This window comes from Streptomyces sp. S07_1.15, assembly GCF_020739505.1.
Taxonomy (GTDB): Bacteria; Actinomycetota; Actinomycetes; order Streptomycetales; family Streptomycetaceae; genus Streptomyces; species Streptomyces xinghaiensis.
The window spans coordinates 5,284,729-5,309,385 of the sequence record NZ_JAJBZK010000001.1 but is presented as its reverse complement, the minus strand read 5'-3'; the positions used below and the strand labels follow the sequence as shown (position 1 = coordinate 5,309,385).

22 protein-coding genes and 1 pseudogene are annotated in these 24,657 nt (G+C 73.0%); 18 read left to right on the top strand and 5 right to left on the bottom strand.

Going from position 1 to position 24,657, the window contains the following annotated elements:
• Positions 1-82: 82 nt before the first annotated feature.
• Positions 83-1,291, top strand: coding sequence for a LuxR C-terminal-related transcriptional regulator (locus LIX60_RS22715; protein ID WP_227960129.1), 1,209 nt, complete (start codon positions 83-85; stop codon positions 1,289-1,291).
• 83 nt (positions 1,292-1,374) lie between these two features.
• On the opposite strand, the gene LIX60_RS22710 is transcribed toward LIX60_RS22715, so the two are convergent.
• The gene (locus LIX60_RS22710; RefSeq protein ID WP_227960128.1) at positions 1,375-1,884 is read right to left on the bottom strand and encodes a hypothetical protein; all 510 of its coding nucleotides are present in this window, start codon (positions 1,882-1,884) and stop codon (positions 1,375-1,377) included.
• Between the two features lie 127 nt (positions 1,885-2,011).
• Positions 2,012-2,545, bottom strand: coding sequence for a GNAT family N-acetyltransferase (locus LIX60_RS22705; protein WP_227960127.1), 534 nt, complete (start codon positions 2,543-2,545; stop codon positions 2,012-2,014).
• Between the two features lie 261 nt (positions 2,546-2,806).
• Here LIX60_RS22705 and LIX60_RS22700 point away from each other — a divergent pair, with 261 nt between their 5' ends.
• Genes LIX60_RS22700 through LIX60_RS22690 form a run of 3 tightly spaced genes read left to right on the top strand, consistent with a single transcriptional unit; the run spans position 2,807 to position 3,950 of the window.
• Positions 2,807-2,950: a hypothetical protein gene (locus LIX60_RS22700; protein WP_227960126.1), complete on the top strand. Its 144-nt coding sequence runs from the start codon at positions 2,807-2,809 to the stop codon at positions 2,948-2,950.
• A complete protein-coding gene (locus tag LIX60_RS22695) occupies positions 2,947-3,516 on the top strand; it encodes a PRC-barrel domain-containing protein (protein WP_227960125.1) in 570 nt (189 codons plus the stop codon). The genes LIX60_RS22700 and LIX60_RS22695 overlap by 4 nt, the downstream gene beginning before the upstream one ends.
• The gene (locus LIX60_RS22690) at positions 3,516-3,950 is read left to right on the top strand and encodes a PRC-barrel domain-containing protein (RefSeq protein WP_227960124.1); all 435 of its coding nucleotides are present in this window, start codon (positions 3,516-3,518) and stop codon (positions 3,948-3,950) included. Before LIX60_RS22695 ends, LIX60_RS22690 begins: the two co-directional genes overlap by 1 nt.
• A gap of 23 nt (positions 3,951-3,973) precedes the next feature.
• Here LIX60_RS22690 and LIX60_RS22685 read toward each other — a convergent pair whose 3' ends face one another.
• The gene (locus tag LIX60_RS22685; protein ID WP_308101736.1) at positions 3,974-4,843 is read right to left on the bottom strand and encodes a helix-turn-helix transcriptional regulator; all 870 of its coding nucleotides are present in this window, start codon (positions 4,841-4,843) and stop codon (positions 3,974-3,976) included.
• A gap of 78 nt (positions 4,844-4,921) precedes the next feature.
• Between LIX60_RS22685 and LIX60_RS22680 the strand changes: the two genes are divergently transcribed.
• The 3 genes from LIX60_RS22680 to LIX60_RS22670 all read left to right on the top strand — a co-directional run bounded on the left by LIX60_RS22680 (position 4,922) and on the right by LIX60_RS22670 (position 6,903).
• Complete coding sequence (locus LIX60_RS22680) at positions 4,922-5,677, top strand: SDR family oxidoreductase (RefSeq protein ID WP_227960122.1); 756 nt, start codon at positions 4,922-4,924, stop codon at positions 5,675-5,677.
• On the top strand, positions 5,674-6,579 hold the full coding sequence (locus LIX60_RS22675; protein WP_227960121.1) for an SDR family NAD(P)-dependent oxidoreductase: 906 nt from the start codon (positions 5,674-5,676) through the stop codon (positions 6,577-6,579). The genes LIX60_RS22680 and LIX60_RS22675 overlap by 4 nt, the downstream gene beginning before the upstream one ends.
• Before the next feature lie 114 nt (positions 6,580-6,693).
• Positions 6,694-6,903, top strand: coding sequence for a 4-oxalocrotonate tautomerase family protein (locus LIX60_RS22670; RefSeq protein WP_227960120.1), 210 nt, complete (start codon positions 6,694-6,696; stop codon positions 6,901-6,903).
• A 332-nt stretch (positions 6,904-7,235) separates the two neighbouring features.
• Here LIX60_RS22670 and LIX60_RS22660 read toward each other — a convergent pair whose 3' ends face one another.
• A complete protein-coding gene (locus tag LIX60_RS22660) occupies positions 7,236-8,021 on the bottom strand; it encodes a TSUP family transporter (RefSeq protein WP_227960119.1) in 786 nt (261 codons plus the stop codon).
• 175 nt (positions 8,022-8,196) lie between these two features.
• Here LIX60_RS22660 and LIX60_RS22655 point away from each other — a divergent pair, with 175 nt between their 5' ends.
• The 5 genes from LIX60_RS22655 (at position 8,197) to nirD (ending at position 14,437) form a co-directional block, all read left to right on the top strand.
• Positions 8,197-8,778 carry a TetR/AcrR family transcriptional regulator gene (locus tag LIX60_RS22655; protein WP_227960118.1) on the top strand — a complete coding sequence of 194 codons (582 nt, stop codon included), beginning with the start codon at positions 8,197-8,199 and terminating at the stop codon, positions 8,776-8,778.
• Positions 8,775-9,614, top strand: a complete 840-nt coding sequence (locus LIX60_RS22650) for an oxidoreductase (protein ID WP_227960117.1) — start codon at positions 8,775-8,777, stop codon at positions 9,612-9,614. Before LIX60_RS22655 ends, LIX60_RS22650 begins: the two co-directional genes overlap by 4 nt.
• A 122-nt stretch (positions 9,615-9,736) precedes the next feature.
• A complete protein-coding gene (locus LIX60_RS22645; protein WP_227960116.1) occupies positions 9,737-11,311 on the top strand; it encodes an NAD(P)/FAD-dependent oxidoreductase in 1,575 nt (524 codons plus the stop codon).
• A gap of 166 nt (positions 11,312-11,477) precedes the next feature.
• Positions 11,478-14,027 (top strand): nitrite reductase large subunit NirB, encoded by a 2,550-nt coding sequence (gene nirB, locus LIX60_RS22640; RefSeq protein WP_265585676.1) that lies wholly within the window; start codon positions 11,478-11,480, stop codon positions 14,025-14,027.
• Complete coding sequence (nirD, locus tag LIX60_RS22635) at positions 14,024-14,437, top strand: nitrite reductase small subunit NirD (RefSeq protein WP_227960114.1); 414 nt, start codon at positions 14,024-14,026, stop codon at positions 14,435-14,437. The genes nirB and nirD overlap by 4 nt, the downstream gene beginning before the upstream one ends.
• A gap of 122 nt (positions 14,438-14,559) precedes the next feature.
• Here nirD and LIX60_RS22630 read toward each other — a convergent pair whose 3' ends face one another.
• The gene (locus LIX60_RS22630; RefSeq protein WP_227960113.1) at positions 14,560-15,687 is read right to left on the bottom strand and encodes an endo-1,4-beta-xylanase; all 1,128 of its coding nucleotides are present in this window, start codon (positions 15,685-15,687) and stop codon (positions 14,560-14,562) included.
• A 126-nt stretch (positions 15,688-15,813) separates the two neighbouring features.
• Between LIX60_RS22630 and LIX60_RS22625 the strand changes: the two genes are divergently transcribed.
• From LIX60_RS22625 to LIX60_RS22600, 6 genes and pseudogenes are all read left to right on the top strand, one after another.
• Complete coding sequence (locus LIX60_RS22625) at positions 15,814-16,851, top strand: LacI family DNA-binding transcriptional regulator (protein WP_227960112.1); 1,038 nt, start codon at positions 15,814-15,816, stop codon at positions 16,849-16,851.
• A gap of 692 nt (positions 16,852-17,543) precedes the next feature.
• On the top strand, positions 17,544-18,854 hold the full coding sequence (locus LIX60_RS22620) for an ABC transporter substrate-binding protein (protein ID WP_227960111.1): 1,311 nt from the start codon (positions 17,544-17,546) through the stop codon (positions 18,852-18,854).
• A 5-nt stretch (positions 18,855-18,859) separates the two neighbouring features.
• A complete protein-coding gene (locus tag LIX60_RS22615) occupies positions 18,860-19,819 on the top strand; it encodes a carbohydrate ABC transporter permease (RefSeq protein ID WP_374117897.1) in 960 nt (319 codons plus the stop codon).
• Positions 19,816-20,718, top strand: coding sequence for a carbohydrate ABC transporter permease (locus LIX60_RS22610; RefSeq protein ID WP_374117896.1), 903 nt, complete (start codon positions 19,816-19,818; stop codon positions 20,716-20,718). Before LIX60_RS22615 ends, LIX60_RS22610 begins: the two co-directional genes overlap by 4 nt.
• 41 nt (positions 20,719-20,759) lie before the next feature.
• Positions 20,760-23,426: pseudogene (locus LIX60_RS22605) on the top strand (glycoside hydrolase family 3 N-terminal domain-containing protein); the annotation flags it as partial.
• Positions 23,427-23,585: 159 nt separating this feature from the next.
• Entirely contained in the window at positions 23,586-24,641 is a 1,056-nt protein-coding gene (locus LIX60_RS22600) for an SDR family NAD(P)-dependent oxidoreductase (RefSeq protein WP_227960108.1), read from the top strand.
• Positions 24,642-24,657 lie beyond the last annotated feature (16 nt).

The window sequence follows — 24,657 nt, the reverse complement described above, 5'->3', positions numbered from 1 at the left end:
CCGGTCCCGGCCAGTCACCGCTCACCGGTGCGGGGTGTCCGACTTTTTGGCAAAGACGGCAGGGCGCCCTATCGTCATGCACATGTCTGCCGGAGAGGACCGGCCCACCGGCCGGCCGCACGCCGCACGCACCGGACGGGGCCTGCCCCCGCCCGGCGCCGCGGCCGCCCCTGCCGACGGCGGCACCGAGGCCAGGGCACGGGCGGCCTACGCCGCGCTGCTGCGGCAGTTGACGGTACGGCAGCGGGCGGACGCCGTACCGGAGGCACCGGGGACGGCACCGGCCAGCCGCACGCCGTACGGCGCGGGCCCGGGCGGGACGGACCAGGGCGGGACGGACCAGGGCGGAAAAGGCGCTGACGGGGCGGAAACTGACGGGGCGCCACTCCCCGGCCCCGACGGCGCCACAGCCGACGCCCTGCCCGAGGACGTGGCCCGCTGGCTCACCGAGCGCCGTCTCCTCCATTCTTCCCGCGCGGGCGTCAGCTCACCCGAGCGCGCCATCACCGAACTGCTGTCCGAGCACAGGGAACGGCTGCTCAGCGCCTGCACGACCCTGCAGCGCGACCTCAGGGCCGTGGAGGACGTCGCGCGGCTGCTGCCGCCTCCCCGGCTGCACGGACACGACACCGTGCCCGTCGAGTTCTTCACCGACCGGGAGCAACTGCGCAGGCGCATCGACGCATTCCATCCGCTGACGCGCCACGAACTGCTGTCCATGCGCACCACCTTCCCCGAGCCGGAGGTGCTGGAGGAGAGCCTGGTCACCGATCTCCGGCTGCTCGCCCGGGGCGCCGCCTGCCGGCTGCTCGTCTCGGCGAGCGCCCTGCGCCGGCCGGGCGCGGCCCGCTATGTGGAGAGCGTGGCCGAGGCCGGCGCCGAGGTCCGCGTCGCCACCTCCGTGCCGCTCTACCTCCTGATCATCGACCGGGAACTCACCGTCATGTGGGCCGGTCTGGGCTCCGACCGCGACCGCGGTGACGTCGCCCTGCACGGCTCCCTGATCGCCGCGTGCTTCGTCCAGGTCTTCGAGCACAGCTGGGCCGCCGCCTCCCCGCACATCCCCGGCCCGTCCGCCGACCGGGCGCAGACCGCCCGGGACTACACCTCCCGGGAACGCGAGGTGCTCGCCCTCCTCGCCACCGGCGCCAAGGACGAGAGCATCGCCCGCCGCCTGGGGATCTCCGAACGCACCCTGCGCCGCCTGATGACCCAACTGGTCGAGAAACTGGGCGTGGAGAGCCGCTTCGCGGCCGGCGTCAGGGCGGCCCGCCTCGGCCTGGTCGACTGACAGCGACCACCGGCCCACGGGCCCGGGAACGAACGCACCGGTCAGTGCAGCTCAGTCGGCCCAGGTGCCCCGGACCACGACGATCATCTGCCGACTCGGCACCGGCAGAAACCAGAGCAGGCCCGCACCGAGGAAGTCGAGTGTCCGCAGAGCACCGCCCTCGCCGACCTCGCCGGCGTCGCGGCCGAGAACGGCCAGCTCCCGTGCGAGGCGTTCGACTTCTGTGACGACGTGCGCCGGGAGCCCGCTTCCTCACTCGCCACACGAAGGATGTGGCCCACCTCAGCGGCCGCGGAACGCGCTTCCTCGGGGTCGGCGAGCGGATCTGCGGCTCGCTCCCGGCAGGCGTGGAAGCGCGCCGCGCGCCGCGGCCATCGTTCGATGTTGACGATGGCGCCCCAATGCAGAGTGAATGCACGCAGAGGCCCGAGGCTGCTGGTGCGCTGCGCGTTCGTCGCGGCCCGGGCAGGATGCCGGTTGAGCTCCGGAAGACGGCTCGGAACGATGTGCGCCACGGCCTCCCGCAGGGCATCCGGCGTGAGCGACGGCATGGGAATGATGGGGCCATCGTTCTCGGTCGGCTGACTGCTCACGGCACTCTCCCACTCCGCTCGGTCTGCGGCACAGAGCCTATGGCTCCGGCCACTGCCGCCTACCTCGCCCAATCGCACCATCGCGGCGTTCGCGCGCCCCGCCCGGGTCTGTCGACCGACCGGATCCTCACGGGCTCGCCGTGGGAGGCGGAGTCGACGGCATCGCCCTCGGCGTCAACTCGGCGTGAACATCAGCGGTGTCCTCGCTCGAGGTGAGGGTCGCGCCATTGCGGCGCAGCGCTGCGAGCGCCGCCGCGTTCTGCGCTGTGGTGTCCGCGACGACGACTCGTGCACCGGCCCTGGCGGCTTCGTCGAGAAGCGCGCGCAGTACGGCGGTACCGATTCCGCGGCCCCGTTGGGAACGGGCCAGCCACATACCCGTTTCGAGGGCTTCCCCGCTGCCGCGGGCGGCCAGGCGGGCCGCGCCCACGGTCTCCCCGTCGTGGATGATCGCGTAGGTGGACTCCCGGAGCGGGCCGGCGAGCCCGGCGCGCCGAGCGCGATGCCAAGCCCGGAAGGCCTCCTGCCGTTCAGGCGTCCATCCCGGTGGCCCGGCCACGGGAGGCATGACCTCCTCCGGTGCCGCGTCGTCGACGGCCACGGCGAGCAGCCCTTCGAGGCTCGCCTCGTCCATCCGCCGCAATGCCACCCGACCCATCATGGTGGTCTCCCTTTCACCGCACGCCCGACACGGACACCGCTTGTATCGATCCTCACGTTCGTCCGGTTCCCGCGCGAGAGATTTCCGGGCGGAACCGCGGGCGTCCACGATCGGTGTGGCCACCGATCACGGACACGGCCGGCCTCCGAAACAAGCAGCGGCCCGGGTTGGCACATGGGCCATGCCTGGACTCCGGAGATGCGGGCAGGATGCCGGTAGTACGGATGCCGGCCTTTCCGGCGTCGTACCGGGAGGTGTGCGATGGACTGGTGGCTGTGGCTCGTCATCGCCGGGGCAGTGGCCGTGGTGGTGATCGGGGCGATGCTGGGCATCCAGGCCCGGCGCCGGTCCGGCGGTGTGATCGCGGTGCGCCGCGGCCGGGCGGGCGGGAAGGGGAGATCATGAGCACGCTGATGCTGGCCTCGGAGATCGGCAAACGTCCCGTGGTCACCCTGTCCGGCGAAGCGGTCGCGCAGGTGAAGGACATCGTCTTCGAGAGCGGCGCGGGCCGGGTGGCGGGCTTCACGCTCAGCGGGCGGGGCATGTTCTCCGGCCCCAAGCGCCACGCCCTGCCCTGGACGGCGGTGACCGCCCTGGGCCCCCACGCGGTGATGGTCCGCGACGAGGCGGCGTTCGAGGCCCGCAGCGAGGTCGTCGACCGCGGTGAGGCGGGCGGCGGGGACGTGCTGGGCTCGCGCGTGCTGACCGACGCCGGCACGGACGTCGGAAAGGTCACGGACGTGGTCATCGAGGTGACCGCGACCACCGCCGCCGTCGCCGGCTACCAGGTCGCCTCCACTGAGGCGCTCGGCCGCCAGGAGCGCACGGTGTACGTCCCGCTGGCGGAGACCGTCGCGGTCTCCGGCGAGGCGCTGGTGATCCCCGCCGCCGCGACCGACTTCGTCGCCGACGACCTGCCCGGTTTCGCCGGCATGGTCCAGGCGTTCCGCGCCCACCTGCAGGAGACCTGATGCTGCTCTCCCAGATCACCGGCCTGCCGGTCATGGACACCGCCGAGGCTCACCGGATCGGCAAGGTCGACGGGCTCGTCCTCGCCGCCCAGCCGCCGCGGGTCCTCGCCCTGCGGCTGAAGAAGACCGGCCGCTCCGGCTCCTACATCACCTGGGAGAACGTTCAGGCCGTCGGCCACGACGCGGTCATGGCCCGCACCGATGCACTGCAGGACGCCGACGGTGATCTCGCCGCCCCCGCCGCCGTCTGCAAGGACCTGGTCGGCCGCCGTGTCCTCACCACCCGGGGCGAAGAGGCCGGCACTCTCCAGGACCTCGACATCGACACCGGCACCGGAGCGGTGCTCACCGTGCACAGCGCCAACGACCAGCACCCTGGTGCCGCACTGACCGGCGTCGGCTCGTACGCCCTCGTCGTCACCGCGGAGTCCTGACGCGGGACCCGTTCCGCGCCGCTTCAGCCCGCCGGTTCGGTGATGTCCTGGGTGCCGACGACGGCGAGCAGGTCGAGGAGATCGGCGCTGTCGGTGCCGACCGCCGGGGTGAACCAGAGCAGCCGCTGCCGGCCGTCCTCGCTGAACAGGTTGAGGCAGTTGACCTCGATCAGGCCGAGTGCCGGGTGGATGAGGCGCTTGCGGTCGTCGCGCCGGAACGCCACGTCGTGCTCGGCCCACAGGGCGGCGAACTCGGCGGAGGTACCGAGCAGCGAGCTGATCATCGATCCGGCTTCGGTGTCCTTCGCGTCGCGCCGGGCGGCGGCTGCCCGCAGGTCGGCGACGAAGGCGCGGGACTGGCCCTCGTGGTCGGCCTCGGGGTACAGCCCCCGGGCGCCGGGGTCGGTGAACCACCGGTGGACGAAGCTGGCCCGGGGGCCCCGGAAGCCGGAGTGGTCCCCGAGCAGCGCCACCGCGAGCGGGTTCTGTACGAGGGTGACGTGCAGGTCGGTGATGACCTGTGCGGGTGTCGACGTCAGACGCGTGAGCAGGTCGAGCATGCCGGGGTGGACGTGCGAGGCGGCCGAGCCGGGCCCGGGCACCGGGCGGTCGGCCAGGTGGTACAGGTAGTCGCGCTCGTCGGCGGTCAGGCGCAGCGCCCTCGCCAGCGCGGCGATCATCTGCTCGGAGGGCTGGGATCCGGCTCCGCGTTCGAGTTCGGTGTAGTACTCCACCGATGCCCCGGCGAGCTGGGCGACCTCGTCGCGGCGCAGCCCGGGCACGCGGCGCCGGGGCCCGTGGGGCAGTCCCACGTCGGCCGGGCGGATGCGTCCGCGCCGCGACCGCAGGAAGACCCCCAGCTCGGTGTATTTCGCAGACCCCATGCCTCCCATTCTGCGCGCCGCCGGGCCGCGGACACAGGGGATGCCATCCCCTGGTTCCGCCCGCCGGTCCCGCACATCGTGGAGGACATGACTACGAACCATCCCACTCCGGCGGCCGTACGGGCCGCTGTCGTCACCGGCGGATCGCGCGGCATCGGCCGGGCGGTGGCCCACCGGCTCGCCCGGGACGGCCTGGCCGTCGTGGTGAACTACGCCCGCGACGCGGATGCCGCCGAGGAGACGGTGGCTGCGATCACCGCTGCCGGCGGACGGGCGATCGGCGTGCGGGCCGACGTGGCGGACGAGCACGCGGTCGCCGCGCTGTTCGACCGGGCGGAGCAGGAGTTCGGCGGCGTGGACGTCGTCGTCAACTGCGCCGGCCGGCTCGCCCTCTCGCCCGTCGCCGACCTCGACCTGGCCGTCCTCGACGCCGTGCACCGCACCAACATCCGCGGCACCTTCGTCGTCGCCCAGCAGTCCGCGCGGCGCCTGCGGGCGGGCAGCTCGTTCGTGGGGTTCTCGACCTCCGTGGTCGGCACACAGTTCCCCGCTTACGGCGCGTATGCGGCGAGCAAGGGAGCCGTCGAGGCGCTCACGCTGATCCTCGCCCGCGAACTGCGCGGACGGGACATCACGGTGAACACCGTCGCCCCCGGCCCCACGGCCACCGACCTGTTCCTCGAAGACAAGACGCCCGAACAGATCGACCGGCTCGCCAAGGCCCCGCCCCTGGAACGGCTGGGCACCCCGGAGGACATCGCCGAGGTGGTCGCCTTTCTCACCGGCCCGGCAGGGCGCTGGGTGAACGGCCAGATCCTGCGGGCCAACGGGGGCATGGTATGACGGCGCAGCCGCAGGTCGTGGTGGTCACCGGCGCCTCCAGCGGCTTCGGGAACCTCACCGCACGGGCCCTGGCCGAGGCGGGCCACATCGTCTACGCCGGTATGCGCGCCACCGCGGACCGCAACGCACCCGCTGCCGCCGCGCTGGCCGAGTTCAAGAGGGACCGCGGCGCCGAGATCGCAGCCGTGGAGATGGACGTCCTGGAACAGGAGTCGGTCGACGCCGCCATCGACCGTGTGATGACGGAGCAGGAACGCGTCGACGTGGTGGTCCACAACGCCGGCCACATGGTTCTCGGGCCGGCCGAGGCGTTCACCGTCGATCAGCTCGCCGGCGTCTACGACGTCAATGTGCTGTCCACGCAGCGGGTGAACCGCACGGTGCTGCCGGTCATGCGCCGCCGGCAACGGGGTCTGCTCGTGTGGGTCGGCTCCTCCTCGACCCGCGGCGGTCACCCGCCTTTCCTGGCGCCCTACTTCGCCGCCAAGGCCGCCATGGACGCCCTCGCCGAGAGCTACGCCGCCGAGTTGGTCAAGTTCGGCATCGAGACCACCCTCGTCGTCCCCGGCGCCTACCCGAGCGGCACCAACCACTTCGCCCACGCCGGCACACCCGCCGACACCACGCGAGGCGCGCAGTACGACGAGCCCTACGGCCGGCTCAGGGACACCATGACCGAGGCCCTGAGCGACATCTTCCCGTCCGGACGCGAAGCCGGAGAGGTGGCCGCCGAGATCGTCCGGGTCATCGGCCTGCCGCACGGCGAGCGCCCGTTCCGCACCCACATCGATCCCAGCCGCGACGGCAGCGAGGTGGTGTCGGCCGTGTACGACCGGATCCGCGCGGAGTTCTTCCGCCGCATCGGGATCGGCGAACTGCTCACCCCCCACGCAAGCCTCTGACCACGCCGGCCTCCGGCCACTCCGGCCGCGGCCGGGAAGCGGCCCCATGGCCGCACACCCTCGGACCCATACGTCCGGACCACGGAAGAAACCCACCACCCAAGAGGAACACTCATGCCTTTCGCCCACTTCAAGGTCCCCGCGGGCACCATCACCGCCGAGGACAAGCAGAAGATCGTCGAGCGCACCACCGACCTGTACGCGGAGATCTACGGTGAGCGGGCCCGCCCCACCACCGTCGTCCTCGTCGACGAAGTGGCCGACGGCGGCTGGGGCGTCGCCGGCAACGTCCTGACCGCCGCCATGCTCAACGGCGACACCTGATCTCCACCCCCTGTGTAAGGCCCGGCGCCACGCGGCGCCGGGCCCGCGCAACCGCGGCCCTCACCGCCGGAGCGAAGGCCGGCGGACACGACACCGCTGGTGAACGCGCCCCAGCTCGGTGCCCCGACGCGGAGTACCAGGCCGTCCGGGGTCTGCTCATCGTCCGGACGCCGGCCGCCCGGTGGGGCGTTACGCACCGGACGGTCGGCAAGACCGTCTGGTGCGAGCTCGATCTCCCCACCGGTCCCGACGGTCCCGCCGCACCGGCGGCCGTGCGGTGCATCGGTCTGGTTCCGGAGGAACGCGGCGGCGGGCCCGCCGGCTGAAGCCTCTCAGCCGGTCCACTGGTCGTACGCCAGCTTGGCGACCAGGGCGAGGACCACGACCACCAGCACCACGCGGACGAAGCCGCTGCCCCGCTTGAGGGCCGTACGGGCGCCGAGGGTGCCGCCCGCGAGGTTGAAGAGGGCCATCAGGGCGGCCAGTTTCCACAGCACCGTGCCCTGCGCGGTGAACACCACCAGGGCGCCGAAGTTGGTGCACACGTTGACGATCTTGGTGGTGGCGGAGGCCGTCACCAGATCCATGTGGAGGATCGCCACCAGGGCGATGACCAGGAAGGTCCCGGTGCCCGGGCCGACCAGGCCGTCGTAGAAGCCGATGCCCAGGCCCGCGACCAGGATCGCCGTCAGGACGCGCCGCCGGGTCACCGGACCGGTCATCACCGGGACCGTGGTGCCGAAGGACGGGCGGAGCAGGACGAAGGCCAGCACGCCCAGCAGGATGACGATGATCAGCGGGCGGAGCACCGCGCTCTCGACGCCGGCGGCGAAGAACGCCCCGAGCAGGGAGCCGCCGAGCGCCGCCAGTCCGATCCGCACAGCCGTCCGGACGTCGACCGGCGCCTTGCGCGTGTACGTCACGGCCGCGGCGGTGGTGCCAACGATGGACACGGCCTTGTTGGTGCCGAGGAGATACGCGGGCGGAAGGTGCGGGAAACCCACGAGCAGCGCCGGGAGCTGGAGCAGGCCGCCACCACCGATCACGGCGTCGATCCACCCCGCGGAGAGGGCCGCCAGGCACAGCAGGGCCACGGTCGCCAGTGATATGTCGTCCATCCCCGCAGTTCCCGTTCACGGCGGAAGCACTTCGCCGGCGACCGCAACAGCCTGGGGAATCGTACGCGCGTCCGGACGAAAGCCCGGAACGGCCACCGCCGGAACCCCTGGCCCGGCGGGGCAGGTCCCCGCCACAGGATTGAACAGACTGACATTTCATGCAAATATTGTCAGCATGTTGGAGGATGAGCGGCTCGACCAGATCCTTGATGCCGCATATGCGTGTTTCACCCGGCACGGCGTGCGGCGCACCACGATGGACGACATCGCCCGGGAGGCGCGTCTGTCCCGGCCCGGTGTCTACCAGTACGTCCGCAATAAGCAGGACGCGTTCCGCCGCCTGACCACCCGGCTGCTGGACTCCTCGCTGAGCGACGCCCGTTCCGCGGCGACGGCCCGGGGAGACCTGGCCGAGCGGCTCACCGGCGTGCTGGAGGTGAAGCTGCGGCTGATCACCGGGGTGTGGCGGGACAGCCCGGCGCACGCCGCCGAGCTGCTCGGGGTCGACTCCCGTCAGTCGGCGGATCTGCTGGAGGCCTACGAGACGGCCATGTGCGAGCTGCTCACCTCGGCCATCACCGCCGCCCGCCCGCATCTGCCGAAGACCGGAGCGGACGAGGTGGCCCAGCTGCTCCTGGCCTTCACCCGCGGCCTGGAGGCCGACCTGACCGACCCGCAGGCCCCCGTCCGGCGCCTGCGCCACGGCGTCGCGCTGTTCGTCGCCGGCATGGACCACTACTCCGAGGAGACAGCATGACCACGACCGCGGTACTGATCACCGGGACCTCCTCGGGCATCGGCCGGGCCACGGCCCTGCGCCTGGCCGCCCGGCCGGACCTGACCGTCTACGCCACCGCGCGCCGGCCCGAGACGCTCGCCCCTCTCGCCGGGGCCGGGGCCCGCACCCTGGCCCTGGACGTCACCGACGAGGAGTCCATGGCCGCCGCCGTCAAGACCGTCGAGGCCGAGCACGGCTCGGTCGGCGTACTGGTCAACAACGCCGGATACGGCGCGTACGGGACCGTCGAGGAGACCGATCTGGCCGAGGTGCGCCGCCAGTTCGAGACCAACGTCTTCGGTCTGGCACGGCTGACCCAGCTGGCGCTGCCCGGCATGCGCGCCGCCGGGCACGGCCGCATCGTCAACGTCGGTTCCATGGGCGGCCGGCTCGTCTTCCCTGTCGCGGGCTACTACCACGCCAGCAAGTACGCGGTCGAAGCCCTCACCGACGCGCTGCGCTTCGAGGCCGCGCCGTTCGGGATCAAGGTGAGCCTGGTCGAGCCCGGCCTGATCCGTACCGCGTTCGGCGGCACCGCGGCCCGTACTCTGGCCGGCTCGGCCGCTGCGGCCGGCCCGTACACCCGGCTGAACGACGCGATGGACCAGCAGATGGCCCGGTCCTTCCAGTCGCGGACGCTGTCCGCCCCGCCCGAGGCGGTCGCCGAGGTCATCGAGCGCGCCGCCACCGGAGCCCGCCCGCGGACCCGTTATGTCATCACGCCCGCCGCCCGGCTGCTGGTGCAGATCCGCCGGCTGTTCGGTGCCGGTTTCTTCGACGCCTACCTGCGCCGGCAGTTCAGGGCGGCGGTCTGACCGCGCGGTCCCACGGGAGCGGGTCCGGCTCACAGTGAGGGGCGGGGCCCGCTGAGGGCAGCGTTGCCGGGGGGAAACAGCGGGGATGCGGTCGGGAAACAGCCACCCCGCACGCTCTCCGTATGACCTCGAACAAGGAGCCGGACCGGGACCCGGGCCGCCGTCGCGTTGTGGTGATCGGCGGTGGCATGGCCGGTGCCCGGCTGGTGCAGCAGCTGACCGCCCTCGGCGGCGGTGCCCTCGCCGACGGCACCGACGTCACCGTCATCGGCGAGGAACCGCACGGTCCGTACAACCGGGTCCTGCTGGCGGACGTCCTCGCGGGACGGTACGGGCCCGAGGTGATCGCCCTGCCCGCCCCCGGCGCCTCCGTGCGGCATCTGACCGGCGTGTGCGCCGTGCGGATCGACCGCGACGCCCGGCTGGTGCTGTGCGACGACGGGCAGAGCGTGCCGTACGACGCGCTGGTGCTCGCCACCGGCTCCAACCCCGTACTGCCGCCCCTGCGCGGCCTGTTCGAGCCCGACGGCCGCGACCTGCCGTCCGGGGTGCACCCCTTCCGCACCCTCGACGACTGCCGGGCGCTCGCCGAGGCCGTGCGCCCCGGCGTGCGCGCCGTGGTGATCGGCGGCGGACTGCTCGGCGTGTCCGCCGCCCGGGCCCTCGCCCGGTGCGGCGCGCAGGTGGTGCTGGCGCAGCAGGGCGAGCACCTCATGGAACGCCAGCTCGACGCCGACGCCTCGGGCATGCTCCGCGGCCACCTGGAGGCGCTGGGCGTGGAGGTGCACACCGAGTGCCGGGTCCGCGGGCTGCGCACCCGGAGCGTCACCCGGGACGGCGGCTCGTCCGCCCGCGAGGTGACCGCCGTGGAGCTCGCCGACGGTTTCCGGCTCGACGCCGAGATCGTCGTCCTCGCCTGCGGGGTGCGGCCCCGCACGGGCCTCGCCCTGGCGGCCGGGCTGAAGGTCGCGCGCGGCATCGTCGTCGACGACGAACTGCGCACCGACGACCCCCGCGTCCACGCCATCGGCGACTGCGCCGAGCACGACGGCACCGTCTACGGACTGGCCGGGGCCGCGCAGGAGCAGGCCGATGTCCTGGCCGGGGTGCTGGCCGGAGCCGCGGGCGGTCCTGCCCCGCGCTACCGCGGCACCCGCGCCCTGACCCGGCTCAGCCTGCCGGCCTGGTCCGGCCCGCGGCCGGCCGGTGGTGGCGGCAATGGCGCCGCCGCCACCGGCCGGACGGCCCCGGTCCCGGTCCCGGCGGATGACGGTGACCTGTCCGCCCTTCGCCCGGATCCGCGGCGCCCGGAGCCGCGGCCCGTCACCGCCGGGGCCACCACCGCTGCCGCCGGGGACGCCGCGGCCACCGTGCTCGCCGCCCCCGCCGCCGCGCCGGGAACGGACACCACCGCCACCCCCGGAGCGGACGGCTCCGGAGCCGGCGACGCCGCCGGCCCGCTCGACCTCGCCGCCTTCGGCGAGACCACCCCCGCCCCCGGGGACGACGTCATCCATCTCTCCGACGCCACGCGCGGCGCGTACCGCAAGGTCGTCGTCCGCGGCGACCGGCTTGTCGGCGGAATCCTTCTCGGCGATCTCGGCACTGTCGGCGCGCTCGCCCGCACCTGGGAGGGCGACGAGCCGCTGCCCTCCGCTCCCCTGCTCCATCTGCTGACCCATGACGGAGGTTGCTGAGATGGCACCCGACCAGACGACCCGCCTCAACGGCGTGACCGGCGTGACCGGGACGTCCGCCGCGACCACGGGCATCACCCCGGGCATCGCCACGGCCACCACCACCGCCGCCGCCGACGGCACCGGCGCCACCGGCCGTCCCACCATCGTCCTCGTCGGCCACGGCATGGTCGGCCAGCGCTTCCTGGAGGCCCTCGCCGACCGCGGGCTGACGGAGCGCGCGCACATCGCCGTGTTCTGCGAGGAGCCCCGCGCCGCCTACGACCGGGTCCAGCTCACCTCGTACTTCTCCGGCCGCGCCCCGGAGGACCTGGCGCTCGGCGAGCCGGAGTTCATGGAGCGGCACGGCATCGAGTTCCACCTCGGCGACCCGGCCGTGGCCGTCGACCGCGAAGCGCGCACCGTCACCTCGCGCGCCGGGCGCACGCTCCGGTACGACACCCTCGTCCTCGCCACCGGCTCGTACCCCTTCGTCCCGCCGGTCCCCGGCAAGGACGCCGAGGGCTGCTTCGTCTACCGCACCATCGAGGACCTGCTCGCCATCGAGGAGTACGCGAAGAACTCCCGCACCGGCGCGGTCGTCGGCGGCGGCCTGCTCGGTCTGGAGGCCGCCGGGGCGCTCAAGGGCCTCGGCCTGGAGACGCACGTCGTGGAGTTCGCGCCCCGGCTGATGCCCGTCCAGGTGGACGAGGGCGGTGGCGCCGCGCTCCGCCGCACCATCGAGGACATGGGCGTCGAGGTGCACACCGGCGTCGGCACCCAGGAGATCACCACCGGCGACGGCGGCTCCGTCACCGGCATGGCGCTCTCCGACGGCTCCGCGCTCGCCGCCGACCTCGTCGTGTTCTCCGCCGGCATCCGCCCCCGCGACCAGCTCGCCCGGGACTGCGGCCTGGCGGTCGGCGAGCGGGGCGGCATCACCGTCGACGAGAGCTGCCGCACCTCCGACCCCGCCGTCTACGCCATCGGCGAGTGCGCCCTGGCCGCCGACGGCAGGGTCTACGGCCTGGTCGCCCCCGGCTACGAGATGGCCGAGACCGCCGCCGCGGCCATCGCCGGCGCGGAGGCAGCCTTCACCGGCGCCGACACCTCCACCAAGCTCAAGCTGCTCGGCGTGGACGTGGCGAGCTTCGGCGACGCGCACGGCACCGCCGAGGGCTGCCTCGACGTCGTCTACTCCGACTCCCGCTCCGGCGTCTACAAGAAGCTGGTCGTCGGCTCCGACGGTGCGCTGCTCGGCGGCGTCCTGGTCGGCGACGCCGACGCCTACGGCATGCTGCGCCCGCTCACCGGGTCCGTGCCGCCGGTGCCGCCCGAGCAGCTCGTGCTGCCCGCGGGGGCCGGGGCGCCGGTCGCGCTGGGACCGTCCTCGCTGCCCGACGAGGCCGTCATCTGCAGCTGCCACAACGTCACCAAGGGCAGCATCCGCGGAGCCGTCACCGAGCACAGCTGCGGCACGGTGCCCGAGGTCAAGAAGTGCACCAAGGCCGGCACCGGCTGCGGCAGCTGCGTCAAGGTGCTCACCACGCTCGTCAACGACGAGCTGGAGGCCCAGGGCGTCAGCGTCGACAAGGGCCTCTGCGGCTGCTTCGCGCTCACCCGCGCCGAGCTGTACGAGATCGTCCGGGTGCGGCAGCTGACCTCGTACGCACAGGTGCTCGACGAGCACGGCCGCGAGGAGGCGCGCGGCGGCGACGGCTGCGAGATCTGCAAGCCGACCGTGGCCTCGGTCATCGCCTCCCTCGCCCCCTCCATCGGTGCCGACGGCTACGTCCTGGACGGCGAGCAGGCCGCCCTTCAGGACACCAACGACCACTTCCTCGCCAACATCCAGCGCAACGGCTCCTACTCGGTCGTCCCGCGCATCCCCGGCGGTGAGATCACCCCGGAGAAGCTGATCGTGATCGGCGAGGTGGCCCGCGACTTCGGGCTCTACACGAAGATCACCGGCGGGCAGCGGATCGACCTGTTCGGCGCCAGCGTGGACCAGCTCCCGCAGATCTGGGCCCGGCTGGTGGACGCGGGCTTCGAGTCCGGGCACGCGTACGGCAAGGCGCTGCGCACCGTGAAGTCCTGCGTCGGGCAGACCTGGTGCCGCTACGGCGTGCAGGACTCGGTCCGGATGGCCATCGAGCTGGAGCTGCGCTACCGGGGCCTGCGCTCGCCGCACAAGCTGAAGTCCGCCGTCTCCGGCTGCGCCCGGGAGTGCGCGGAGGCGCGCGGCAAGGACTTCGGGGTCATCGCCACCTCGAACGGCTGGAACCTGTACGTCGGCGGCAACGGCGGCGCCGACCCGCGCCACGCCGACCTGCTCGCCCAGGATCTGTCCGACGCCGAACTGGTCCGCCTCATCGACCGGTTCCTGATGTTCTACATCCGCACCGCCGACCGGCTGGAGCGCACCTCCGTCTGGCTGGAGCGGATCGAAGGGGGCCTGGACCACGTCCGGGACGTGGTGGTGCACGACTCGCTCGGCATCTGCGGCGAACTGGAGCGGCTGATGGCCGACCACGTCGCCGGCTACCGCGACGAGTGGGGCGCGACGCTGGAGGACCCGGAGCGGCTGCGCCGCTTCGTCTCCTTCGTCAACGCCCCGGGCACCCCCGACCCGTCCGTCCGCTTCGTGCCCGAACGCGACCAGGTCAAGCCGGACCTCGGCATCCTGGCCGGCCCCGTTCTCCCCGTCCGCACCCTCGAAGGGAGCTCCGCCCGATGACGCTCGCACCCGAGACCACCCTGGACCGGCTCACCCCGGCCGCCCCGGCCTCCGCCGCCGGTACGGCCACCGCCACCGCGACCCGTGTCGAACTGCTGGTCGGCAACCGCTGGCACGCGGTCTGCGACACCGCCGGCCTCACGCCCGGCCGCGGGGTGGCGGTGCTGCTGCCGGACGGGCGGCAGGCGGCCGTCTTCCTGGACCGGGCGGGCGCGGTGTACGCGATCGGCAACCAGGACCCGTTCACCGGCGCCTACGTCCTCTCCCGCGGGCTGATCGGCCGCACGGGGCGGGACGGCCGGCCGTTCGTCGCCTCGCCGCTCCTCAAGCAGCGCTTCGACCTGGCCACCGGCCAGTGCCTGGACGACGCCTCGGTGGCCGTGCCCGCGTACACCGCGCGCAGGGGCTGACGGCGGTCGGCACCGGTACCGCCGCGGCCGCCGTCGTCCGCACACGCGTCCGGCGCGCCACCGGTCCCTCACGGGCCGGGGCGCGCCGGAGCCATGCGGCGGGGCGGGCGGCCGGCCGCGGCTCAGCGCCGTCCGTGCAGGTGGTGCTTCCATCCGGCCACGGTGTAGGCGAGCTTCATGGCGTAGTAGGCGGGCTTCGGCTCGTACTCCTCGTCGTACGGGCAGGCCGCGCCCTCTCCCTCGAACCAGCCCGGCACCCAGGAGTCGGCGTCCGAGAAACCCCAGACGGTGATGCCCTCGCAGCGGGCGACGGCCGTGCAGGCGTCGGTGACGGCCTTGTACTCGACGGCCTGCCGGAGCAGCTTCTTCCGGGTGACCGGCAGTTCCATGCGGATGTCGAGCTCGGTGACGACGACGTCCAGGCCGAGGTCGGCGAAGCGCTGGAGGTTGGCCTTCATGTCCTCCGGCTGCTGTCCGAGCACCAGATGGCCCTGGACTCCCACGCCGTGGATCGGCACGCCCTCGGCCAGCAGCTTCTTGACCAGCCGGTACGTCGCGTCGCTCTTGGGGCCGAGACCGTCGGTGTTGTAGTCGTTGATGAACAGCTTCGCGTCCGGGTCCGCCCGGTGGGCGGCGCGGAAGGCCTCGGCGATGTAGTCCTCGCCCATGGCGTTGTGGAAGATGGTCTCCCGGAAGGTGCCGTCCTCGTTGAACGCCTCGTTGACCACGTCCCACCGGTCCACCCGGCCCTTGTAGCGGCCTGCCACGGTAGCGATGTGGTCTGTCATGATGGTACGGATATCGGACGGGCTGAAGTCGCCCTCGTTCAGCCAGGCGGGGAGCTGGCTGTGCCACACCAGGACATGTCCATACAGATCCTGCTCGTTCGCATCCGCGAAGTCTGCGATACGATCGGCGTCGGTCCAGTTGAACTCGCCGCGCTCCGGCTCGACCGACTCCCATTTCATCGCGTTCTCGGGAGTGATACTGCTGAACTGCGTGGCGGCGATACGCGCGTAGGTGGGATCGTCCAGCCGGCCGGCCGCGACGGCCGTGCCGGCGAAGCGGCCCGTCGACGCGGCGGCATCGCTCAGCGTCCTGCCGTGGGCCGTGCGGTGGGCCTCGCCGTGGGCTCCTCCGGAGGTCTCCGCGGCGGTCGCGGGCGAGGCCGAGACAGCGCCGAGACCACCGAGCAGGGCGGTCGCGGCGAGAGCCGCCACCGCGGCCCTCCGGACGCGCAGTAGATTCATGAGGTTCCCTCTCAGCTTCACGCGCTTCCAGTTTTCCGGAAGAATGCTGCAAGTTTTCGGAGGCTGCGCCGGGAACGCTAGAGCTGGTTGGGACACCCGTCAACGGGTGTGGTGCAAGGAGGTTCCATGGCGGTCGACGAAGCCGGGCAGTCGCGACCCAAGGTCACGATCACGGCGATCGCACAGGAAGCGGGGGTTTCCGTCCCGACGGTCTCGCGCGTGGTCAACGGCCGGTCCGACGTGGCGCCGGAGACCCGCGCCAAGGTGGAGGACCTGCTGCGCCGCCACGGCTACCAGCGGCGGGGCACCGCCGGCCGCGAGGGGGCGGGCCTGATCGACCTGGTCTTCAGCGATCTCGACAGCCCGTGGGCCGTGGAAATCATCCGGGGGGTGGAGGAGGTGGCGCACGCGGCCGGGATGGGCACGGTCGTCTCCGCCACCCACGGCCGGGCCGGTGCCACCCGGCAGTGGCTGGAGAATCTCCGGGACCGCGCCTCCGACGGCGTCATCCTGGTGACCTCCGCCCTGGAACCGCTGCTCCAGAAGGAACTGCGGCGGCTGGACGTCCCCATCGTGGTGGTGGACCCGGCCGGCTCCCCCGCCCTGGACGCCCCGACCGTCGGCGCCACCAACTGGGCGGGCGGCATGGCCGCCACCGAACACCTGCTGGAGCTCGGGCACCGCCGGATCGGCTTCATCGGCGGCCCCATGCGGCTGCTGTGCAGCCGGGCCCGGATGGACGGCTACCGCACCGCGCTGGAGGCGGCGGGCATCCCCGCGGTGGACGAACTCATGGTGGGCGGCGACTTCTACCACGAGTCCGGTTTCACCGGGGCACAGAAGCTGCTGGACCTGCCCGAGCCGCCCACCGCGATCTTCGCCTCCAGTGACCAGATGGCCCTGGGCGCGATCGAGGCGCTGCGCCGCCGGGGGCTGCGGGTGCCGGACGACGTGAGCGTCGTCGGCTTCGACGACCTGCCCGAGATGCGGTGGTCCTCGCCGCCGCTGACGACCGTGCGGCAGCCGCTGGCCGAGATGGGGAAGGTCGCGGCGCGTACGGTGCTGCGCCAGGCCCGGGGCGAGGAACTGGACTCCCCGCGGGTCGAGCTGGCGACCGAGCTGATCGTCCGGCACAGCTCGGGGGCGCCCGCCCGGGAGTCCTGAGCGGCGCCGGCACCCCCGCCCGCACCCCAGCCGACCCCGCCGCCGACCCCGCCGCCGGTCCAGCCGCCCCGCCGCCGGTCCGGCCCGTCCGGCGGTCCCGCCGCCGGTGCCCTCCGGGGCCGCGGCTCCGGGCGCCGGGCCCCCGGGCCGCAGCCGGCGCCCCCAGGCCCCTCAGGCGCCCTCCCGAGCCCGCCCGGGCACCCCTGGTGCCCCCAGCGCCCCCGGCACTCGTGAGGGCGGGAGAGCATGAACCTCCCGCGCCGGCAGCACCACCGGCACCGGGGCGGCCCCGCGCACCCCGTCTCCCTCGGCGGCCCCGAGCCCCGGCAGCCTCAAGCGGCCCCGATGGACACTCCGGGCCCGCACACCCCCTCGGCCACCCGCACCGGGAAGTCCCGGCGAACGCGGACCCGGGCACCCAACCGGTAGCCTCAGGCAACCGTCAACCCCCGTGGCCCCTACACCCGTTCCGGGGACCGCGCCGGCGGCCCGGCCATCCGACACCCCGTCAACCGGCCCTCCGCACCACGGTGTCCGGGTGCCCGTACGGCGACCCGGGGGGCCGCCCGGACCCCTCCGGCACGAACCCTCCGATCCCATTTTCGTTACAGCCGTTGACACAGCTCATGATGGATCCGTAACTTCCAGAAACATCGACCGATAATTTTCGGAAAGCTTCCGGAAGGTGTGCCATGCGGAACAACCTGTCACGTAGAGGCGGCCGTACCATCGCCGCCGTCACGGCCACGATCGTCGCTTCATCCGTCCTGGCCGCCTGTGGCAGCAGCGGCCCCGAAGGCTCCGGAGGCGGTGAGGAAGGGACCCTCAACGTCTGGGTCTACGGAGACGCCTCGACCAAGGTGCAGGACGAGGCCGTCAAGCGGTTCAACAAGAACTCCGACGTCAAGGCCAAGCTCACCAAGGTCCCCGGCGACAGCTACCAGGACAAGCTCCGTACCGCGATGGGCACCCCCAACGCCCCGGACGTCTTCTTCAACTGGGGCGGCGGAAGCATCGCCAACTTCGTCGAGAAGGACATGCTCGTCGACCTCACCCCGGAGTTCGAGAAGGACCCGGACCTCAAGGGCGCGTTCATCGACTCGATTGTCGACGCCGGCAAGGTCAACGACAAGTACTACGGCGTCCCCATGCGCGGTATGCAGCCGGTGATCCTGTTCTACAACAAGAACGTCTTCGAGAAGGCCGACGCCGAGCCCCCGCAGTCCTGGGAGGACATGCTCGCCCTCGTCGACACCTTCAAGGAGGAGGGCGTCACCCCGTTCGCCCTCGCCGGCGCCGACGCCTGGCCCGAGCTGATGTGGGTCGAGTACCTGCTCGACCGCAACGGCGGCGCCGAGGTCTTCCAGCGCATCCAGGACGGCGACTCCGAGGCCTGGGGCGACCCGGCCGTGCTCAAGACGGCGGAGCAGATCAAGGAGCTGGTGGACCGGGGCGCGTTCGGCAAGAACTTCGCGTCGGTCAACTACACCGAGGACGGTGCCTCCACCCTCTTCGCCAAGGACCGCGCCGCCATGCACCTGATGGGCAGCTGGGAGTACGCCAACCAGAAGGCGAACCAGCCCAAGTTCGCCGAGGACGGCATCGGCTGGACCTCCTTCCCGGCCCTCCCCGACGGCAAGGGCGACCCCAAGAACGTCGTCGGCAACCCGACGAACTACTGGTCGATCAACGCCAAGGCCAAGGAGCAGGAAGCGGCTCTGGAGTTCGTGAAGACCGCGGCCAAGGACGAGTACGTCAAGGACCTGGTCGCCAACGGTGACGTGCCCACCACCTCCGACGCCAAAGAGCGGCTGAAGGCCCACGACGCCCCGCAGTACGCCGAGTTCCAGTACGAGATGGTCAAGGCCGCCCCGAACTTCACCCTCTCCTGGGACCAGGCGCTCCCCTCCCAGCAGGCGGAGCCCATGCTCACCAACATCCAGAAGCTCTTCAACGGCCAGCTCTCGCCGAAGGACTTCGTCGAAGCGATGAAGGGTCTGTAAGTCACATGCCGGCGTCCGCCACCCCTGGTACCACGGTGAAAGAGCCCCCCACGGGAGCGGTCAGGGCCCGGCCGTCCCGCGCCTCATCAGGCGCGGGGCGGCCGGGCCTCGGCTGGGCCGTCCCCGGGCTGCTCTTCTTCACCCTCTTCGCGATCATCCCGATGCTGCTGGTCGTGGCTCTGTCCTTCACCTCGTGGCAGGGCCTCGGCCTCCCCGAGTGGACCGGCGGCGCCAACTGGTCCCGGCTCTGGGAGGACCCGGAGATGCGGCAGGCCATCTGGCTGAGCGTGCTGCTCACCGGCCTGTCCTGGCTCTTCCAGACCCCGGTGGCACTGCTGCTCGGTGTCTGGGCCGCGGGGACGCAGCGCAACCGCGCCGTCCTCTCCGCGATTTTCTTCCTGCCGCTGCTGGCCTCCTCGGTGGCCCTGGCGCTGCTCTGGAAGTCACTGCTCGACCCGAACTTCGGCCTGATCGCCGACATCGGCCCGTACATCGGTTTCCCCGACGGCAATCTGCTCGGTGACCCCAAGGGCGCCTTCGCGGCCGTGCTGTTCGTCGCCTCCTGGCAGTTCATCCCGTTCCACACGCTGCTCTACCAGGGCGGCGCGCGGCAGATCCCCAAGTCGCTCTACGACGCGGCCTACGTGGACGGGGCCGGCACCGTCCGGCAGTTCTTCAGCGTCACCCTGCCGCAGCTCAAGAACACCGTCATCACCTCGTCGGTGCTGATGGTGGTGGGCGCGCTGACCTTCTTCGACACCGTGCTCATCCTCACCGAGGGCGGTCCCGGCACGGACACCACCATCGTGCCGTTCCTCATGTACACCACCGGATTCGACGCGTTCGACATGGGCTACGCCAGCGCCATCGCCACCATCCTGGTCGCCATCGCCACCGGCATCTCCCTGCTCCTCGTACGACTCACCGGCTTCAGCGCCATGCGCAGTACCCGGGAGGGAATGTGACCGACGTGCTGTCCAAGCGCCCCGCCACCGGCTCACCGGAGCACGGCGGCTCCCGGCCCGCGTCCGGACGGCGGTCCTTCCGGCTGCCGCGCTGGAACTACCCGGCCGGTTTCGCCTCCCTGATCTGGCTGCTCATCGTCGGCGTGCCGCTCTACGCCCTGCTGACGTCGACCCTGCGGACCCGGGACGACTATCTCGACAGCGGAGCGCTGTCGGTGCCGGCCGATCCGACCCTGGACAACTACCGCAAGGTCTTCGAGAGCGACTTCCTGACCTACCTCACCAACACGGCCATCGTCACCGTGGCGACCGCGGCCATCGTGGTGGTGCTCGCCGTGACGATCGGATACACCGTCGTCCGCACCCGCAGCCGGATGTCCAACCGGATCTTCCAGGTCTTCCTGCTGGGTCTGGCCATTCCCGCGCAGGCGGTGATCATTCCGGTCTATCTGATCATCACCAAGATGCATCTCTACGACTCGCTGCTCGCGATCATCCTCCCGACCGCGGCCTTCACGCTGCCGGTCAGCGTCGTGATCCTGGCGGGCACCATGCGCGACATCGACGAGGAGATGTACGAGTCCATGGCCCTGGACGGGGCCAATTCGCTGCGCATCCTGCGGCAGCTCGTCGTACCGCTCAGCCGGTCCGGCATCTCGACGGTGATCGTCTACGCCTCGCTCCAGGCGTGGAACAACTTCCTGTTCCCCCTGATCCTCACCCAGTCCCCGGAGACCCGGGTGCTGACCCTCGGCCTCTACGACTTCGTCGGCCAGTTCCGGGTGGACATCCCGGCGCTGCTCGCGGCCGTCGTGCTGTCGATCGTGCCCATCTTCGTCGTCTATCTCTTCGCCCGCCGTCAGCTGGTCAGCGGCCTGATGGGCGTCGGCGGCAAGTAGACGGCACCGCCCCCCACCTTCATGCGCCGGACAGGAGTCCCATGCACCCCGAGACGAAAGGCCCCTGGCAGGACACCTCGCTGTCCACCGGGGACCGCGTCAGCGACCTGCTCGCCCGGATGACCCTGGAGGAGAAGCTCGCACAGCTGTTCAGCATCTGGCCCGGCTCCGACTCCGAGGGCGAGGACGTCGCCCCTCTCCAGCACGAGATGACGGCGTCCGACGAGCCCGCGGACCTCGACGCCCTGATCCGGCACGGACTGGGCCAGCTCACCCGGGCCTTCGGCACCGCGCCCCTCGAACCGGCGGCGGGCGCCGCGGCCCTGGCCCGCACCCAGGCCCGGATCGCCGCGGCGAACCGTTTCGGCATCCCGGCCATCGCCCACGAGGAGTGCCTCACCGGCTTCACCACCTGGGGCGCCACCGTCTTCCCGACCCCGCTGGCCTGGGGCGCCTCCTTCAACCCGGCGCTCGTGGGCCGGGCGGCGGAGCTGATCGGCTCCACCATGCGCTCCGCCGGTATCCACCAGGGTCTCTCCCCCGTCCTCGACGTGGTGCGCGACCCCCGCTGGGGCCGTACCGAGGAGTCGATCAGCGAGGACCCGTACCTGGTGGCGACCATCGGCACCGCCTATGTGCGCGGGCTGGAGTCCAGCGGCGTCATCGCCACCCTCAAGCACTTCGCCGGCTACTCGGCCTCCCGCGCCGGCCGCAACCACGCCCCGGTCTCGGCCGGGCGGCGCGAGCTGGCCGACGTCCTGCTGCCGCCGTTCGAACTGGCGGTACGGGACGGCGGCGCGCGCTCCGTCATGCAGGCGTACAACGAGATCGACGGGGTGCCGGCCGCCGCCGACTCCTGGCTGCTGACCGAACTGCTGCGCGACGAGTGGGGGTTCACCGGCACGGTCGTCGCCGACTACTTCGGCATCTCCTTCCTGGAGTCGGCCCACCACGTCGCCGGCTCGCCCCGGGAGGCGGCCGGGATGGCCCTGGCCGCCGGCGTGGACGTGGAACTGCCCGCCGTCCGCTGCTACGGCACCCCCCTGCTGGACGCCGTACGCGCCGGGGACGTCCCCGAGTCCCTGGTGGACCGCGCGGTCACCCGCGTCCTGCGGCAGAAGTGCGAACTCGGCCTCCTCGACCCGGACTGGGACCCGGCCCCGCCCGCCCTCGCCGGCCCGCCCGCCGCGGTCACCGGCCCCGCCGGGGCCGCGGAGGACAGCACCGCGGCCCCGGACACGGCGGACACCGCGGGCGCCGTGGCCCCGCTGACCGCCGCCCGCGAGGCGGCCCTGCGGCCCGGCACCGTTCCGGGCGCCGCGGGTGTCGACTTCGACCCGGCCGAGATGCGGGCGGTGGCCCGGCAGCTGGCGGAGGAGTCCGTCGTGCTGCTCGCCAACGACGCGGGACTGCTGCCGCTCACCGACGGCCCGGGCTCCCGGATCGCCGTGGTCGGCCCGATGGCCGACGACCCGGCCGCCATGCTCGGCTGCTACACCTTCCCCCGCCACGTCGGCGTCGAGCACCCCGAGCTGCCGCTGGGCGTGGAGGTCCCCACCCTGCTGGAGTCCGTCCGGGAGGCCCTGCCCGGAGCGGAGATCTCGCACGCCCCCGGCTGCGTACCGCCGGAGCCGGAGAAGTCCGGCGCGGTGGCCGCGGGCGTCGCCGGCGCGGATTCCCCGTCCCTCGGCGGCGTCCTCACCAAGCCGGAGACGGCTTCCGGCGGAGCGGCCGGGCTGCCGACGGCCGCGGAGCTGCTCGACGCCGAGGCCGACATGCTCACCGAGGCGGTCGCGCTGACCGCTGGGGCCGACGTCTGCGTGGCCGTGCTCGGCGACCGCTCCGGTCTCTTCGGCCGCGGCACCTCCGGCGAGGGCTGCGACGCCGCGGACCTCGAACTGCCGGGCGCGCAGGGTGCGCTGCTGGACGCCCTGCTGTCCACCGGCACCCCGGTCGTACTGGTCCTGCTGACCGGACGCCCCTACGCCCTCGGCCGGTACGCCGGCCCGGGCCGCTCCGGCGGCACGCCCCCGGCCGCCGCCGTCGTGCAGGCGTTCTTCCCCGGCGAGGAGGGCGGGCCGGCCGTCGCCGGTGTGCTGTCCGGGCGGGTCAACCCCTCCGGACGGCTGCCGGTCAGCGTGCCGTACGGGTCCGGCGGCCAGCCCTGGACGTACCTGGCCCCGCAGCTCGGGCTGCACAATGAGGCCAGCTCGCTCGACCCGACGCCGCTCTACCCGTTCGGGCACGGCCTGTCGTACACCTCGTTCGCGTGGACCGGCGGTGCCGTGGAGGCGGCGGACGGCTCCGCGGCGCAGGCGGCCGACGGCGACGGGACCGTCCTGCTGGACACCGACGGCGAGGCCACCGTCCGGCTCACCGTGCGCAACACCGGCGACCGGCCCGGCACCGAGACCGTCCAGCTCTATCTGCACGACCCGGTGGCCCGGACCACCCGGCCGGTGAACCGCCTCATCGGCTACGCGCGGGTGCCGCTCGGTCCGGGCGAGGCCGCGGAGGTGCGGTTCGGCTTCCACACCGACCTCGCCGCGTACACCACGCGCGACGGCCGCCGCATCGTGGAGCCCGGCGACCTGGAGCTGCGGCTCGCCGCGTCCAGCGCCGACATCCGGCACGCGGCCCGGGTCCGGCTGAACGGTGCGGAGCGCACCGTCGGCCACTGCCGGCGGATGGTCTGCGCGGCCATGGTGCACCGGCTGGGCGTGCCCGGGCAGGGCACGGCCGCGGCGGCCCCGGAACCGGCGCGCGAGGAGAACGGCACCGTGGCCGTCGCGCCCCCGGTGCGGTCCCTCTAGGCTGACGGCGGGCCGTGTGAGCGGCCCGCCACCAGCCGATCCGAGGAGCAGGGCGTGCGGCGCTGGACCGTGAGCGACATCCCCGACCAGAGCGGCCGCACGGCCGTGGTGACCGGCGCCAACAGCGGCCTCGGCCTCGTCACGGCCCGTGAACTCGCCCGGCACGGCGCCGAGGTGGTGCTCGCCTGCCGGGACGAGACGCGCGGCCGCGCCGCCGAGGCCCGGATCGCGGAGGAGGTTCCGGGCGCGCGGGTCCGGCTCGCCGCGCTGGACCTGGCGGACCTGGCCTCCGTGCGGGAGTTCGCCGGCGCCTTCCTCGGGGGCGGCCGGAGCGGCGGGTCCGGGCCGGGCGGGTCCGCTTCCGAAGCGCCGGGGTCCGGCGGGTCCGGTTCCGGCGGATCGGAGTCCGGCGGATCGGGGCCCGGCGGCACCGCCCGGCTGGACCTGCTGATCAACAACGCCGGTGTCATGGCGCTGCCGTACCGGCGCACGGCCGATGGCTTCGAAACCCAGTTCGGGGTCAACCACCTCGGCCACTTCGCCCTCACCGGCCTGCTGCTGCCGGCCCTGCTCGCGACACCGGGCGCGCGGGTGGTCACCGTCTCCAGCGCGATGCACCTGCTGCCCGGCGCGGGCGATCCCGGCGATCCGTCCGGCGAGGAGCCGTACCGCCGGTGGATGGCCTACGCCCGTTCCAAGAGCGCCAATCTGCTCTTCACCCATGAGCTGTCCCGCCGGCTGCGGCGGGCGGGCTCGGACGTGGTGGCCGCCGCGGCCCACCCCGGCTACGCCGCCACCAATCTGCAGACCGCGGGCCCGCGGATGGAGGGACGCCGCGGGACCGAGCGCCTGATGGGGCTCGGCGGCCGGCTGCTGGCCCAGCCCGCGGCGGCCGGCGCGCTGCCGTCGCTGTACGCGGCCACCGCACCGGACGTCCGTCCGGACGGTTTCTACGGGCCCGGCCGCACGGTGCCGCCCCGGGGCGGACCGGCGCCCGCGCGGCGCGCGGCGCGGACGCTGGACGACGCGGCGTCCGAACGCCTGTGGCAGCGCTCGGAGGAGCTCACCGGCGTCCGCTACGCGGCCCTGGACGTGCCTCCGGCGGTGTAGGCGGCGGCAGCGCGCC